Source organism: Amycolatopsis sp. BJA-103 (assembly GCF_002849735.1).
Taxonomy (GTDB): Bacteria; Actinomycetota; Actinomycetes; order Mycobacteriales; family Pseudonocardiaceae; genus Amycolatopsis.
Window position 1 is genome coordinate 9,473,839 of the sequence record NZ_CP017780.1, and the last position, 14,652, is coordinate 9,488,490.

Consider the following 14,652-nt stretch of genomic DNA (forward strand, 5'->3'; position numbering starts at 1 on the left):
CTGAACCCCGCACTAGCGTGATTGAGGCCGTAACTCACGAGTTACGGCCTCAATCACGCGAATCACGTCGTTGATCACGCGTTAGCGCGAGCGGCGGCCACCCGCGCGGGTGCCCGCGGAGAACGCGGCGGCACCGCCACGGCGGGCCGGAGCGCCGCCGGACTGAGTGCGCGACTGGGACTTCGAGGCACCTGCGGAGGCGCCACCCCGGCGCGGCTGGGAGTCGGTGGCACCGCGACGGGCCTGACCGCCGCCCTTGGGCGCGCCTTCGCGACGCCCGGTGGTCTCGGCCGCACGACGGCCCTGACCCGCGGAAGCGCCGCCACGGCGGTCGCCTTCGGTCCTCGGCTGACGCGAACGGCCTTCCGAGGAGCCGCCACGGCCCCGTCCGCCGCCGGAAGCACCCCGGCCACCGGCCGAGGGGCCACGACCGCGACCGGTCCTGGTGCCCCGGTTTGCGGGGCGCTCTTCCTCTTCGCCCTTGCCGCGGATGGCCTCGCCGCCGGCGGTGACCTTCTTCGGGCGCGTGTCCACGATCGGCCGCCGCGGCGACGCGGTGAACGAACGCTCGCCGGGCGCCAGCTCCGACAGCAGCGGGTGGCCGGGGCCGAGCTGCGTCGTGGTCGGCTTGATGCCCGCCTTGCGGGTGAGGTCGCGGACGTCGCCGACCTGCGCGTCGGTCATCAGCGTGACGACGGTGCCGGACGCCCCGGCGCGGGCCGTGCGGCCCGAGCGGTGCAGGTACGCCTTGTGCTCGACCGGCGGGTCGGCGTGGATGACCAGCGTGACGTCGTCGACGTGGATACCGCGGGCGGCGATGTCGGTCGCGACCAGCGTCTTCGCCGCACCGGAGGCGAAGGCCTCCAGGTTGCGCGTGCGCGCGGTCTGGCCGAGGTTGCCGTGCAGTTCGACCGCCGGCACGCCGGAGGCCATGAGCTTGCGCGTCAGCTGCTTGGCGCGGTGCTTCGTCCGGGTGAACACCAGCGTGCGGCCCGGCGCGGCGGTGAGGTCGATCAGCACCGGCAGCCGGTGGGTCTCTTCCAGGTGCAGCACGTGGTGCTTCATGGTCGAGACCGGCGACTGGGCCGAGTCGACGCTGTGCGTGACCGGGTCGTGCATGAAGCGCTTGACCAGCACGTCGACGCCCGCGTCGAGGGTCGCGGAGAACAGCAGCCGCTGCCCGCGATCCGGCGTCTCGGCCATGATGCGCCGGACGTCGGGCAGGAAGCCGAGGTCGGCCATGTGGTCGGCCTCGTCCAGCACGGTGATCTCGATGTGGTCGAGCTTCGCCTCACCCGAGCGCATGTGGTCGGCGAGCCTGCCGGGGCAGGCGACGACGATGTCGACGCCGTCACGCAGCCGGGTGATCTGCGGGTTGGGGCTCACGCCGCCGAAAATGGTGGTGACCTTGAGACCGAGCGGCTTCGCCAGCGGCAGGAACGACGCCTCGATCTGGGTGGCCAGTTCGCGGGTCGGCGCCAGCACCAGCGCGCGGGGGCGGCCGGGGCGGCGGCGCGTCGGGCCGGCGGCGAGCCGGGCGAGGACGGGCAGCACGAAGCCGTAGGTCTTGCCGGAGCCGGTGCGGCCGCGGCCCAGGACGTCCCGGCCGGCCAGCGAATGCGGCAGCGTGGCGGCCTGGATCGGGAACGGGCTGGTGACGCCCTGCTCGGCGAGCGAGTCCACGAGGGTCTTGGGCAGGCCGAGTTCGGTGAAAGTAGGTGTGCTCATAAGCGTATGGGCGCGTGTGCGCCCTGGTGTCTCCGTAAGAATAGGAACGGTTGTCCTGCCCGGCGCAGACCTCGGGGGTCGCGGCGCGTGGTCATTCGACAACGAAACGCGGCCCGAGGCAGAACTGAGCGGACCGCAACGCCAGTGTACTTGGTCGTGATCTCCCGGGCTACGTGATATCGCCCGCACCGCGTTCGCGCGGCCCGACGAAGCGGGCGGCCGATGTTCGTCCGTTTCCACGAGACCGGCTCCCTCACCCGGTGAAACGCTGGTCGGACCAGCCCCGGCGTGAAAGGTGACGCGAGTGTCGAAGAGCGTTCAAGAACTTCAAGGCCTGCTCGACGAGTGGGCGCGCGAGGCGAGCGTCCCCGGTGCCGTGGCGGGTGTGACGTACCGGGGTGAGGAGTCGGTGTTCGCCACCGGGGTGTGCAGTGTGGACACCGGGCAGCCGGTCACCACCGGCACGCTGTTCATGATCGGCTCCACCAGCAAGACCTTCGCCGCGGCCGCCGTGCTCGCCCTGGTCGAAGACGGTGTGCTGGACCTGGACAAGCCCGTTGTCGAGTACCTTCCCGGGCTCGGGCTCGCCGATCCGGTCGCGCGGAAGACGGTGACCCTGCGGCATCTGCTCACGCACTCGGCCGGGTTCCTCGGTGACGTGGACTTCACCACCGGCTGGGGTGACAACGCGCTGGCGCTGGCCGTCGACCAGTTCGGCGACCTGCCGCAGGTGTTCCCGCCCGGCGAGGCGTTCTCCTACTGCAACGCCGGATTCCAGCTGGCCGGACGGGTCGCGGAGGCGGAGTCCGGCGTCACCTTCGAGGAACTGGTCCGCACCCGGCTGCTCGAACCACTCGGCATGACCGAGTCGTACTACTTTCCGTGGGAGGTGCTCACCCGCGGTCACGCCGTCGGCCACGCGCTGGGCGAGGACGGACCCGCCGTCGAGCACACCGTGGGTCTGACCCGCGCGGACAGCGCCAGCGGCGGACTCTGGTCCACCGCCGCCGACCAGCTGAAATGGGCGCGGTTCTTCCTGGCGGGCGAGTCGGCGGGCAAGGCTCCGCTCTCCGCCGGAACCCGTGACCTCCTGCGCGCGCCGCAGCGCGCGGCGGCGCTGCCATTCGAGGAGGTCGGGCTCAGCTGGCTGCGCACGCGCCACGGCGACGCGCGGCTGGTCCGGCACGGCGGCAACGTCGGCAACCTGCAGGTTTCGGAGTTCGTCACCCTGCCGGAGGAGGACTTCGCGGTGACCGTGCTGACCAACAGCGCGGGCGGCGGAGTGCTCGGCCCCCGGGTCGTCGACTGGTGCCTGGAAAACCTCGTGGGACTGCCCCCGATCGCGAGCGCGCCGCCGTCGCCCCAGCCGGATTTCGCCGAGTACCTCGGCCGCTTCGAGACCGGCGACCTGGGATTCGAGATCACCGACCGGGACGGCGTCCTGTGGGGGCAGATGGTCGTGACCATGGAGGACATCCCGTCGCCGCCGGCCTTCGAGGTCGTCTTCGTCGGTGAAGACGTGCTGGCCAAGGCCGCCGACACCCGTCGGCCCGCCGCGCGGTTCCTGAGGGACGAGCATGGACGGGTGACTTCGATCGAGTTCGGTGGCCGGACGGCGAGGCGGCGCGCTACGGTTACCGGGTAGTAACTTCGGCGACCATGGAGTGACGATGAGCGAAAAGGCGACCGCGTTGTTGCTGAACCCGGGTGGGTACGACCCACGGCAGTTCGACCCGGAGACGCGTCGCCTGCTGCGTTCCACCATCGAGTGGTTCGAACAGCGTGGCAAGCGCAAGCTCACCGAGGACTATCACGAGCGGACCTTCTACGCGGACTTCATCGAGTTCGCGGGCAAGGAAGGCCTCTTCTCGACGTTCCTCACTCCCGGCGCCAACGCCGACGGCGACCCCGACAAGCGCTGGGACACCGCGCGGGTCGCGGCGCTGTCGGAAATCCTCGGCTTTTATGGGCTGAACTACTGGTTTTCGTGGCAGAGGTCGTTTGACCTCGCTGCCTAGGTAGGCCCTCCTACCTGCGGTTTCCGGTGACAACGGCGCTGTGTGCTGGTCCAGCACAGTTCGCACAGCGTTGGTTGTGGAGGAAACTAAGGTGACCGGGACATGCGCCGAATGGCACGAGGAGTACCGCCTCGCCCTCAAGCACACCGAGCGGATCGGCGAAGAAACCAAGGAGTCCTACTACAAGGAGGTCGGGCGGTTCATTCGGTGGTGGGGCCCTGAGAAGGACATCGAGACCGCAGACAAGACAGCCGTACTCAGGTACGTCACTTACAACCGGGACGAGCGCAATCTCACCGCGGCCACGCGCCGGATGCGCCTGTTCTGCTTGCTCGATTTCTACCGTTACGTCTGCAAGGAAGAAGACAGCGGCGTCACGGGGAACCCGATCGATGGGATCGAGTTCCCCGTCCCGAAACAGCAACCGCCTGAAATCATCCCCGACGACGACCTCGTCGCGTTACTCGATACCGCGGCAGGATCGTCCTTTGTGGCCAGACGCGATACCGCGATCATTCGCATGCTGGTCGACACAGGCACGCGCCGGAAAGAGCTATGCGGCGTCGACCTTGTTGACGTCGACCGCGGGCACCAACAGGTCAAGGTGCTCGGCAAGGGCGGCCTCTTTCGCCTCATCCCGTACGGCGCCAAGACCGCGCTTGCGCTCCAAAAGTACCTCCGAGCCCGCGGGCAACGTCAGATCGGCTCAGAACCTGCCTTGTTCGTTGCGACGCGACCAAACCCACGAGGATCGTTCCGGCTAAGCGGCAGCGGCGTCTACGAAATGATCAAACGCCGAGCGGAGCGCGCCGGCCTTCCGGACACATGGCCGCACAAGGTGCGCCACACGTGGGCGCATGACCTGCTCGCGAATGGCGCGTCCGAGCAGGATCTCGAACGCCTCGGCGGCTGGGCGCCTGGTTCCATGATGGTGAAGTGGTACGGGTCCTCAGCGGCCGACGAGCGGGCTCGCGACCGCCACCGGGCGTTGGCGCGCGGGGACCGCCTCTAGCGCTGTGCGGGTGACATGGGGGCTGTGCACTCGGGGCATGACCCCGGAGCAAAAGATCAGCCAGACGCGGACCGCCGCGCACCGGTCATGGGCGAAGACTCCAGACCGGTCGCGGCGCACCGCGCCCGCCCGTGAGGCCGCAGAGGCGCGGTTCGAGCGCGAAGTCGACCCGGACGGCGTCATGACCCCGCAAGCGCGCGCCCTGGCCGCTGCGAGCGCCAGAAAAGCGTACTTCGGCGAGCTCGCGCGGAGGAGCGTCGCGGCGCGTAGACGGAATGCCGCCGCGGGTCGCTAGGCGTCGGGCCCTACTCGGACGGCTCAAGGCCAGTGCCCTTGCAACGCGGGCAGAGCTCGCGGCGAGTTACCGGGCCCGTGCTCGGCGAGCGTCGAGTAACCCACATCTTCTTCTGGCCGTGGCAGACGGTACAGACGGGTCGGCCCTGGTCCGGTGCATCGTTCATCCCCGGCCCCTACTCCCGGGCGGCGTGCAGCCGGTGCGTGTGCGCCCGGGTTGGCGCACGCACCGGTGTTGCGGAAAGCGCTTACCCCGAACCGAATGTGCCGGTCCGGGGTGGACTGTCCATAGTGCATGGTCAGCCTTTGCAGCACCTTCCTTTTTGCAAGTTGGTAACCCGGTCGGCACGCCCATCCCTGGACAGCGCGCCGACCGGGCGTTCATGTGGTGCCTGACTGACCAGACCGCGCCCAGCGCACGAGGTCATACCCGGTGTAGTAGAGGGTGCTGGTCATGGCCTCATACAGGCGGTTGGGCTTGTCGAACTGCATGTATGCCGCCAAAGACTCGGCGGCCATGAGCACGGCGAAACCGGCCGACTCTAGATGCTCGGGCGGCAGCTCTGCGCGCATCAGTTTGGCGAACTCGACTGCCACAGCCTGGGCCCTTACGGTCTGCGGGTCGGTCAACCTTCGGGTCAAAGCGACCATCTCGATAATTGCGTCGAGGTCGAACCGGGGGGCGTCGTTCACTGTTCTTCCTTCTCGCTGTTACGTGGTCGGTTGAGGTGGAGCTGCGGCCCTCTGATCACGATGCGGCCGGCGAGGTACGCGGTATGGAGGTGTTTCAGGTACTCGTCGTTGAGTTCCTGAGACCCGCCGATGGTCCGTACCCACCAGCCATCCGAGCCCACACCGACACCGCCGATGTAGACCTTGCCCGCCTCGACGTCGTCGAGGAACTCCTCGTAACTGGCCATCACGATGACGACCCGGTGCCAAGCTGGCGACGCATCTCGTGTCGCGGGTGGGGTGTCGGCGGACGTCGAGGCGCCACCTGTCGCGGGCCACCTGCCGCGATGTCGACCTCGTGGAGGTGGTTGCATCGACGGCACCACGGGATCGGCTGGCCGACAATCGGCCTCACGGGCTCCCGGTATTCGACCTTCGCGATGGCGCCGCACAGGGTTTGAACCTGCTGGCCGTCCGCGGGGACCCGGTCGAGGCGTGCGCGGTGGGTTTCGCCGTTGATCTCGAAGAACACGGCGCCGAGGTCAACGAGGAGGACGGCGGTCATGAGAGATCCTCAGGTGGCATTGAGCCGTCCATGCGGTCGGCCTCGTCCATGAGGCCCTGGCCGGTGTCGTGCAGGGACATGCCGATCTCGCGGACGGCTTCCGCGGCGTCGGTCGTGGACAGGTTGCCGTGCGAGACGCGAAAGACGTCGTTCGACACGGCCACCATGACGCTTCGGGCGCTTTGCAGCTTGAGCCGGGTTTCAGCCTCGATCATCGGGTCCCCCATCTAAGACGGTTACGGCGCACGCGGTGCACATGAACGCCTTGGTGTCGGTGTTCGAGAGTCGGTCGCGACGGCGAGGCGTAGGGCTGCATGCGGACACCAGTTCGCCGAGGGTGTCGTCGCGGTAGGCAGCCAGGGAGAACGCGTGAAGCTGCCCGTCGTCAAGGTCGGTCAGGAGAGCGATCGGCCCTATCCGGGGCACGGCCGGTCCTTGCGTCTGGTGCGTGGGCGCACCAGACGGTGAGCGAGCGGCAGCGTTGCACCAAGTACTATCAGCGGTAACAGCCACCACAAGCAGCTCATGTTGCCTCCTGAGTGGTGCACGGTGCATCTGGTGCACGTTAGCGTGCACCGTTACGCACCGGCGACACAATGGCCCGATCGGGTGTCGGTGCTAGCGTTGGCGCATGAGCGCGCGGATAGGGTTTGGTGCATGGTGCGCACCAACGACGTAGCCGCGGTAGACCCGCGGGCCCGGACGCTCGCCGGTCTTCTCCGTGCCAAGCTCGATCGGGCCAAGGCTGACGACCCGCGAATGACTATCCGGGCCATTGCCGAACGGCTCGGCGTCAACCACAGCACCGTGAGCCGCTGGGCATCCGGCGCCACGTCCCCCGATGCCGAGCAGGTCTCCGGACTGCTCGCCGTGATCGGCGTCGTCGGGAAGGAGCGCGAGGAAATCCTCGAGCTCGCTCGCACCGAAACCCGCGGCCGCACGTGGGTTACTCCGGGACCGACCGGCGTCTCCCATCAACTCACCGGTGTCATGGAGATGGAAGCCAACGCGACCGGCATGTTCGAGTGGTCGCCCCTCGTCGTTCCTGGCCTGATTCAGGATCGGCGGTATGCCCGCGCGATCATCAGCAAGCCGAAGTCCGAACCCTCGACGGTCGAGCACCTGGTCACCCTTCGGCTCGGTCGACAACACGCGATCACGCGAGATGACCCGCTGAAATACACGGTTGTGCTCGGGCACCCAGCGATCGAGGGCAACATCGGTGGGCCCGGCGTCATGCTCGGACAGCTTCGGCACCTGCGGAAGGTCGCCGAGATGGGGTCCGTGACGCTCCGGCTCGCCCCGCTGGACGGCGATTGGCACGGCGACCTGCTCGGTTCATTCAGTCTCTACCATTTCAACGACGGCGTGCCGTCCATCGTCGCACTCGAACACCACAGGACAGGCTCGTTCGTCGATGACCCGCTCGACGTCGCGGATTACAAGATCCTCGCGAAAGAGCTGGTCAACGAGATCGCCTACGACGAGGCGGAATCCGTGGATCTGATCAGGCGCGAGATAGCGCGACGGGAGAAAGCGTCATGAGTGACGATCGCCGGGGTTGGTTCGTTTCCAGCTATTCCGGCGAAAACGGCAACTGCGTCGAGGTGAAATTCGGATCCGAGGTACGTGTCCGCGACACGAAGAACCGCCCAGGTGGCGAGCTGTCCTTTTCGGGGCGGGAGTGGCGCGCTTTCACCGCGCACCTGACTACGCCGCCCGAAGCTGAGTTGCCTTAAGCCCGGTGATCAGTGACGCGCCCTCGCGGACGATCGATGACGCCGAGCTGTTGTATGCGAAGCAACAGATCTCCGTGCCCGCTGCGAACCACTCCATGCAGGTAACGGAGAGATTGAACGCGTAGCCGCTCGCGGACTGCTTGTCGTAGTAGACGGCGCCGCCGGCGGCTGGGCCCATCATGATGTACCGCTCCGTCGAAACGAGTGGGCTGTTGGTCCAGCGGGCCGAGAACTTGAGCAGCCACTTGCCCGGGGTGGTAATAATCAGCTTCGATGCGTTGTGGATGTTGCCGGGCTCGGCGTAGGACTGTGTCGAGAGCGTGAGTCCCACCGGGGGGATGTTCTGGAGGCCGAACAGGATTCGGGTGTCCTGGTTGGCAGGGATAGCCTGTGTCGTGGTGAGCGTCCAGTCGCCTTCGCCCTTGACGTCTTCGATCTTGGCGAGCCGGTAGTCGAGATCGTCAATCCCGGTGTTGATCTGCTGCATGTCGAACGCCGAGACGGGCGGGGGACCGGACACCCAGTTCCGGAGCGGGTAGTTTGCTTCTGGCATCGGCGTTTCCTTACGCGAGAACGGTCGTCGAGTCGAGGATCGAGAGCACGGGGTCGTCGAGTACCCACGTGCCCGGCTTGGCGGCGAGCCGCAACGTGAGCGTGTCGAGGCTGCCGTCGGGCCCGTCCGACCGGCGAATCCCGATAATCTGGCAGTAGTACGTGGCCGACGCCGCCTCGACGAGCACGTAGTCGCGAAGCTGTAGCCGCGGATCCGCCGTAATCGTGATCGAATCCAGCAGTGGCAGCGGGTCCACGCACTGGAGAAGCGCGATATAGGACAACGCGAACGTGGTCGAGGCATCCTGTCGCCACGGGTTGTCCGGGATATCCAGCAGCGCGGCGCCTCGCATGGCGATCTGCGGCGGCGACTGCAAAATCTCGCGCGTAGTGGCCTTCGAGTCCATGGCGTTGCCGCCAACCGTGAAGTTTGGCGACGCGCCGCCAAGCAGAGACCCGGCGTAAATCGGTGCCGACGTACCGAGGATCGATATGTCCATGCTTCGCTGGTCGTCCGCGAAGACCACACTCGCCGACCAGCCCGACGGCGCGACCGTGCCGACCGTGTCAGCGCGGCAAGCTGAGAGCTGTGTTCCGTACAGGTGCGGGTCGGCCGGCGCGGCGGTTCCATTTGTGTACGCCACGTCTGCGTAGATTCCGACGATGTCGCTCATCGAGACCGTGGCGGACAGCGAGGACCCCGCTTGGAGGAAGTAGTTTTGCGCGTCAGGATTTTGCCATACGATTTTGCGGACTTGTTTCGTGGTTGTCCACGACATCGCGATAGCGTTCCTGTACTGGTCCGACGACGGCTTAACTCGAACGTTCTGCACTTCGTCGCGGGTAATGGTTCGCTTCGGTGCCGTGTCCACCCCGTAGTACGCGGGCAGGTAACCGACCTCGGCGTTCTGAAAATGAATCCGTTTGAATTCGTCGGTGTGCAGCGTGCCCAATTCCGCAGCGACGATCTCCTTCAACACCTCCCACGCGTTTCGGTTCTTCACATCGGGGAGCCAGGTCAAGCCGAGATTCTTCGAGGTCGTCCGGACCGACGGCACAGGCTTCCCCTCAAGTGCCCATTTCGGATGCTTCTGATTCGGGTCATAGGTTGCTGCCGAATCCCCCGCATAAATCTGCATATGCTGGCAAGGGGTCAGCCTGCCTTGTGCGACAATCTTATTGCTGGCACCAGGGCGCGGCGGCTGTGCTTCCCTGTAGCCGCCGGTTAGTGACGGTGTCGTGGTCCACGCCTTAACCACGTCATCGATTCGCAGCGTCACCGTAATCGAGGTAGAGGTCACAGTGATATGCGCCGCGTGATAGTGCCATCCGCCCGTGGTGTTGCTATCCCATTCCCAGCGGCGATATAGGCCCGCGTTTGGCGAACCGGATCCAGGGTTCTCGTAGAATCGCACTTCGGTTCTACCGTTGTTCGCCACAATCATCCGAACATGACCAGGGTCGGCTACTCCGCTGTCATCGAGTACAAGAATCATTTCAGACTCGCGGAAGTATGGTCCAGTCGGGGCACCATTGGACTCAAACCATCCGGCCATTCCGATATATCCAGGTGGATCCCCGCTGCCAGGCCAGGGGATTTCGACACGGCTGGCCGCCCACGCTTCGCCGCCGGACGCGCGCCCGTTATCGTTCCAAGATGCCCAGTTGTGGCCGATTCCGTACTTCAACGACTTGAAATCAGAGTCATAAGTGATGGTGTGCTTCGAGGGATACACCCCGCCGAGATGCCCGATCGACGGAAGCCACGACCCGTGCACCGTCCAGTAGCCAACCGCGTCCGGCCGCGGCATCGGCCCGGTACCACGGCCACCCGCCCGTAGGCATTCCTCGATGACCCACTCGACGGAGATCGGGTGTAACGGCGAATAGTCGCCGTTCCCATTCGGTTCCAGCCCGAACGAAGGGCCGGGCCCGATTGCCCACCGCGGTAGGGTGAGCAGCGCGCCTGCGAGATCCTCGACGTCTCCCGCGGTGATGGTGACGGTTTGCGCGAGTTCGTCGAGTACCGGCGTGCGAATCCAACCTTCAAACTGCTGGAGCTTCTTCTCGCCACTGTCGGTGGCGACGAGTCGTGCGTACCGTATCGGCGTGCCCTCGACCGTCAGGCCATTGATCGGGCTTCGCGGGTTGTAGCGGTCGAAGAACTCGATCGCGGTGAGGCCTTGCTCGGCGAGTTGCTGCGACCATGCGGCCTGTGCGTCCGGGTCGAGGTACCGCACACCACCAAACGTGACGTCCAATTGGGACGATGCGAAGCCCGACACGTCGTTGACCTCGATCGGCATTCCGCCGGAGAGCGGGCCGTCGTCGATGGTGACGCGTGTGGTCAGCCACGACATGTCCGCATACTTGTGGTTGTAGAGCCCGTTGCGGTTCCAGTCCACTTCGAGTAAGCCCTCAAGCACCAGCTCGGGGGAGGCGATCGCGCGGGCGAGGTCGACGTCGTTCTCGAACTGCATCTCACATCTCCAGCAGGTCGAGCGTCAGGTCGCGGAGCGGAAGCACCTGGATCGCTTCCGACGGGTTCCGGAGCGTCATGGCTGCGCAGTGCTCGCCCTCGCGCCACGAGGCACCGATCGTCGTCCCGTACCGAATGCAGGACTCCGGGATGGTTAGCGTGCCCGTTCCCGCCTTCACGAGGTACGGGCGCACCCAAACGGCGCCCGCTGGCGGCGAGACGTTGATCTCTTGATTTGGGGTCGTGACGTTGTACATGTAGGTGCCCGACCTGGTGTAGAACGCAACGCCGGTCGTGGGCGCGGATGCGTTGTGCCGGAACGAAAAGAGGAGACCGGGGGACACGGGCCACCGCCCCCATACAGGGTGTCGCCATGTCAGCTCGGCGAGGTTCAGCCCGCCGGACCACAGGTTCGATAGGTCGGATTGCCCGGCGATCGTTCCCGAGCCGGGCGCCCACTGGTCCGGTCGGCCGCGGCCGAGACTCGCCGCTGGGCGTTGGAAGTTCCGCGTCGCGGCGTCGATCACGACCATCGGGCCCGGCCCACCGGAACGGCGGTACAGGTACCTGAGCCACCGGGCGTCCGAATCGGACAGGTTCACCCACGAGGCGGACCAGCGGCGCGGCGTGTGCGGGCGCGCGGTCGTCCGGATCGCACCGGAAATCATCTCGTGTTCGACCTGGTTGTCCTTTGTGGATATACGGAGACCGCGCAATGGGTTGCGGACGGGGCGGATGTCCCACGGGTAACCGATGAGCACCCCGTCACCTCCTCTGATTCTTGACCGCGCCACGCTCGGACACCGTCGCGATCACCCGGCCATCGGCTTCCAAGACGACGGGCCGGTTCATGACAGCGGCAGTCAGTGAACGGATCTCGGTCACCGCGTCTGCCATCTGCTGCACCCCGATTTGTAGCGGCGCCATGGAACCCGAGGCCGATGTCGACGCACCGCCAGCACCGCGCGCGGCCGCCGAAGCACCGCCGACCGCAGCCATCGTCGGTGCTGCCGGCGCCATCGCGCGGGCCCGCTCCATCCCGGCTTGGTATGCAGCGGTCGGCCCGGCGGGCACGATCATGCCACTGGTGTCCGGGATGAAGAATTCCTCGCCTTCCTCGCCGACCCGGTACATCGTGCCCGCGTTGACCGGGCCGCCCTTCGCTCGGCGCGGCGCGCCGGAGTCGCCGAGCGGGAGACCACCGGACCCGGGCGCCACCGTGAACGGAGGTAGCGGATTGGTCACCAAGTCGTAGTACCAGTTGAGGAACCGTTCGACCTCGTTGTAGGCGTTCTGGGGGTTCGCGCTGAAGTTCGTGGGGATCGCGCGGGGGATCGCGTCGAGCTTGCCCTTGTACGCGTCGGCCTGCCGCTGCGCGTTCTCCATGCCGGGTTGCCCGATAACACTCGTCACCTGTTCGGGCGTCAGCGAGTACTTGTTCAACAAGCCTTGCATTTGCTCGGCCGAGAGACCCATCGAGTCCGCGAGGCCAAGAAGGCGAGCGTTCTGGTCGGACACGACGCCGTTCGCCGCGGCCATGGCTTCAGGCACGCTCTTGCCCTGCTGGATCGCGAGATCGTAGGCGGCCTGAGCGGCGCCCGCAGTGTTCTCGGCGATGCTCTTGAGGGACGTCGCGGAAGCCGGGATCCGTTGGCAGTGCTGGTATCGATCCCGCCGACGCTGTTCAGGAGTGCCTGTCCGAATCCCTTGGTCTTGTCGACGTTGGCGCCGAACAGTTCGGCGAGCGTGCGGCATCTGGTCGTTTATGCGGCTGTAACCGGTCCTCGTATGTCGGGGACTGGCCGGACAGGCGTTGCAGGAAGTCGATCAGCGCGGCGCCCGCGGCTTGCTGCGTCGCCGGTCGAGTCGGCCATCTCCTTGATGTCGCCGTCGAGCGTTTTCGTTGTGCCCGAAGCGATGCCCTGTTCGTAGGTCATCTTCTTGGTGCCCTCAGCGGTTTTGTTGACCTCGTCCCACAAGCCGTTGAGCTGGCCTTCGAGGTCCGCCGCAGAGTCGCCGCCCTCGTCCGACGCGCCGATCCAGTAGCCGACCTGCTGCACAACGTCGCCGATGCCGCTGTGAAGCTCGTACCACTGCGTTTTCTGGTTCGACAGAGTGCCGCTGATCTCCCTGCTGCTTCTGCCGGTTCCCTCGTACGCGGCCGTCAGGTCGGCGAGGGAGATCCCGTGTTCCTTCGCGACGTCGACGAGCTTCTTGTCGGTGTTGTAAGCGTCCATTGAGGACAGGTTCTTCTCGGCGAGCTTCCGCGTGTTGTCTCCGAGCACACCGCCGGTCGCATTGAGTTCGTCCCGGTACGCCTTGACACCGTCGGCTGCCTGCTTCTGTAATTCGTTGGCGCGTCGCTGCATGTCGCCGTACAGAGAGAGCGCGGTCATGACACCAGCGACCGCGAGCCCGAACGGCGAGAACACCGAATCGATCATGCCGACGAACCCGCGGCCGAGCTTCCCCGCGCGCATTGTCCGCATCGTCCATCCGGGACTTGATGTTGGTGAACTGGCCGGTGACCCCGCCGAAACGTCACCTTGTCGATCAGCTTCAGCGCGGCGACGAACGGGAGCACCCCGCCCGCGAGCCCGCCCAGCTCGCCGGCGATCGGCTTGATGATCGCGAGGAAGCCCCGAGATCATGTCGAGCACGGTCCCGAACGAGCCGACCAGTGCGGGCAGGCCACCTTGTGCGACTTCGAGGATGAAGGCCTCGACGTCGCGGAGCGCGGACGCGGTGCGGTCGAGCGCGGGCGCGGCCTCGGTCGCGGACAGGGACACGAGACGGCCGAGCCAGCCGAGGAAGTCCTGTCCGATGTCGCCGGTCGTGCGCAGAACCCGCCCCGTATGCGTCCATTCCCGGCGTCGCCTCGTCGAGAAAGTCCTGTGTTCCCGCCGAGAGCCGGTCGATCATGTCCGCGAGACCTTCAGCGGCCGGGCGCCCGTCGGCCATGAACTTGACCCACCGTCCGGTGAGATCGACCGTCGCGTCCCCGATCGCGTCGAGCACCGGCTCCGCGTTGTCGAACGCGGCCCACAGATCAGCCTTGAACGCGGGCGACTTCGCGAGCTTCGCGGCCTTGTCGGGCGGTGTCGGACATCGCACCACCGACCACCGTTATCCCGTGCGCGAGAACGGGTTCAAGGTCCCGCCCGGACTCGATCAGCCGCGTAAAGCCCGGCAGAGTCTCCGCCTGCGTCGTCTTCCCGAGACGTTCAGACCAGTCCTTCATGCCGATCAACGTCTCGACGAACCTCCGGCCCTCTGGCGTCAGCTTCGCGAGCTCGGCGGGCGTAGGTCGAGTTCTTCGCCGCGGCATCTCCCGCTGTTGCGGCCTGCTGCGCTTGCGTGTCCGCGAGGGACTGAACCGCGCGCGCGACCTGCTCAGCCCCCGTCCCGTGCGGTGCCGGTCGGCCTGCTCCTGCGCGACCTGCTCGGCGCGGCGCGCTTCCGCGACCCGGTCGGCCGCGGGCCTGCTCCGCTTCCTTCGCGGCGACCACCTGGTCGCTGCCTTCGATGCCCTTGGACATCGCGACGTTCATCTCGGTGATGGCCTTCGCGCCGTCCTTGCGGACACGCGCGAG

At 66.5% G+C, this 14,652-nt stretch carries 15 protein-coding genes and 1 pseudogene; 5 read left to right on the forward strand and 11 right to left on the reverse strand.

What is annotated here, in order from left to right:
• Nucleotides 1–81 precede the first annotated feature (81 nt).
• Nucleotides 82–1,728 (reverse strand): DEAD/DEAH box helicase, encoded by a 1,647-nt coding sequence (locus BKN51_RS42770; protein ID WP_101612972.1) that lies wholly within the window; start codon nucleotides 1,726–1,728, stop codon nucleotides 82–84.
• 304 nt (nucleotides 1,729–2,032) lie between these two features.
• Here BKN51_RS42770 and BKN51_RS42775 point away from each other — a divergent pair, with 304 nt between their 5' ends.
• The 3 genes and pseudogenes from BKN51_RS42775 to BKN51_RS42785 all read left to right on the forward strand — a co-directional run bounded on the left by BKN51_RS42775 (nucleotide 2,033) and on the right by BKN51_RS42785 (nucleotide 4,758).
• Nucleotides 2,033–3,373: a serine hydrolase domain-containing protein gene (locus tag BKN51_RS42775; protein WP_101612973.1), complete on the forward strand. Its 1,341-nt coding sequence runs from the start codon at nucleotides 2,033–2,035 to the stop codon at nucleotides 3,371–3,373.
• Between the two features lie 25 nt (nucleotides 3,374–3,398).
• A pseudogene (locus BKN51_RS42780) lies at nucleotides 3,399–3,722 on the forward strand (acyl-CoA dehydrogenase); the annotation flags it as partial.
• A 115-nt stretch (nucleotides 3,723–3,837) separates the two neighbouring features.
• Nucleotides 3,838–4,758 carry a tyrosine-type recombinase/integrase gene (locus BKN51_RS42785; RefSeq protein ID WP_158255859.1) on the forward strand — a complete coding sequence of 307 codons (921 nt, stop codon included), beginning with the start codon at nucleotides 3,838–3,840 and terminating at the stop codon, nucleotides 4,756–4,758.
• Nucleotides 4,759–5,433: 675 nt separating this feature from the next.
• Here BKN51_RS42785 and BKN51_RS42795 read toward each other — a convergent pair.
• From BKN51_RS42795 to BKN51_RS42810, 4 genes are read right to left on the reverse strand one after another with little or no spacing between them, the layout of a single operon-like run.
• Nucleotides 5,434–5,745, reverse strand: coding sequence for a hypothetical protein (locus BKN51_RS42795; RefSeq protein ID WP_101605654.1), 312 nt, complete (start codon nucleotides 5,743–5,745; stop codon nucleotides 5,434–5,436).
• Entirely contained in the window at nucleotides 5,742–5,975 is a 234-nt protein-coding gene (locus BKN51_RS42800; protein ID WP_158255860.1) for a hypothetical protein, read from the reverse strand. Before BKN51_RS42800 ends, BKN51_RS42795 begins: the two co-directional genes overlap by 4 nt.
• On the reverse strand, nucleotides 5,972–6,289 hold the full coding sequence (locus BKN51_RS42805; RefSeq protein ID WP_101605656.1) for a hypothetical protein: 318 nt from the start codon (nucleotides 6,287–6,289) through the stop codon (nucleotides 5,972–5,974). The genes BKN51_RS42800 and BKN51_RS42805 overlap by 4 nt, the downstream gene beginning before the upstream one ends.
• The gene (locus BKN51_RS42810; protein ID WP_146044459.1) at nucleotides 6,286–6,504 is read right to left on the reverse strand and encodes a hypothetical protein; all 219 of its coding nucleotides are present in this window, start codon (nucleotides 6,502–6,504) and stop codon (nucleotides 6,286–6,288) included. The genes BKN51_RS42805 and BKN51_RS42810 overlap by 4 nt, the downstream gene beginning before the upstream one ends.
• Nucleotides 6,505–6,946: 442 nt before the next feature.
• Between BKN51_RS42810 and BKN51_RS42815 the strand changes: the two genes are divergently transcribed.
• Together BKN51_RS42815 and BKN51_RS42820 are read left to right on the forward strand one after the other, a co-directional pair.
• Nucleotides 6,947–7,834 carry a helix-turn-helix domain-containing protein gene (locus tag BKN51_RS42815; RefSeq protein WP_101605658.1) on the forward strand — a complete coding sequence of 296 codons (888 nt, stop codon included), beginning with the start codon at nucleotides 6,947–6,949 and terminating at the stop codon, nucleotides 7,832–7,834.
• Entirely contained in the window at nucleotides 7,831–8,028 is a 198-nt protein-coding gene (locus BKN51_RS42820; RefSeq protein WP_101605659.1) for a DUF397 domain-containing protein, read from the forward strand. The genes BKN51_RS42815 and BKN51_RS42820 overlap by 4 nt, the downstream gene beginning before the upstream one ends.
• Here the strand turns inward: BKN51_RS42820 and BKN51_RS42825 are convergent.
• The 6 genes from BKN51_RS42825 to BKN51_RS42850 form a co-directional block, all read right to left on the reverse strand.
• Nucleotides 8,000–8,581: a hypothetical protein gene (locus tag BKN51_RS42825; protein WP_101605660.1), complete on the reverse strand. Its 582-nt coding sequence runs from the start codon at nucleotides 8,579–8,581 to the stop codon at nucleotides 8,000–8,002. The genes BKN51_RS42820 and BKN51_RS42825 overlap by 29 nt on opposite strands.
• Before the next feature lie 10 nt (nucleotides 8,582–8,591).
• Nucleotides 8,592–11,060 (reverse strand): hypothetical protein, encoded by a 2,469-nt coding sequence (locus tag BKN51_RS42830; protein ID WP_101605661.1) that lies wholly within the window; start codon nucleotides 11,058–11,060, stop codon nucleotides 8,592–8,594.
• 1 nt (nucleotide 11,061) lies between these two features.
• Nucleotides 11,062–11,820 carry a hypothetical protein gene (locus BKN51_RS42835; protein WP_101605662.1) on the reverse strand — a complete coding sequence of 253 codons (759 nt, stop codon included), beginning with the start codon at nucleotides 11,818–11,820 and terminating at the stop codon, nucleotides 11,062–11,064.
• Between the two features lie 4 nt (nucleotides 11,821–11,824).
• On the reverse strand, nucleotides 11,825–12,610 hold the full coding sequence (locus BKN51_RS42840; RefSeq protein WP_158306858.1) for a hypothetical protein: 786 nt from the start codon (nucleotides 12,608–12,610) through the stop codon (nucleotides 11,825–11,827).
• 212 nt (nucleotides 12,611–12,822) lie between these two features.
• Nucleotides 12,823–13,848 carry a hypothetical protein gene (locus BKN51_RS42845; protein WP_158306859.1) on the reverse strand — a complete coding sequence of 342 codons (1,026 nt, stop codon included), beginning with the start codon at nucleotides 13,846–13,848 and terminating at the stop codon, nucleotides 12,823–12,825.
• Nucleotides 13,849–14,108: 260 nt separating this feature from the next.
• Nucleotides 14,109–14,309 (reverse strand): hypothetical protein, encoded by a 201-nt coding sequence (locus BKN51_RS42850; RefSeq protein WP_158306860.1) that lies wholly within the window; start codon nucleotides 14,307–14,309, stop codon nucleotides 14,109–14,111.
• Between the last annotated feature and the right edge of the window lie 343 nt (nucleotides 14,310–14,652).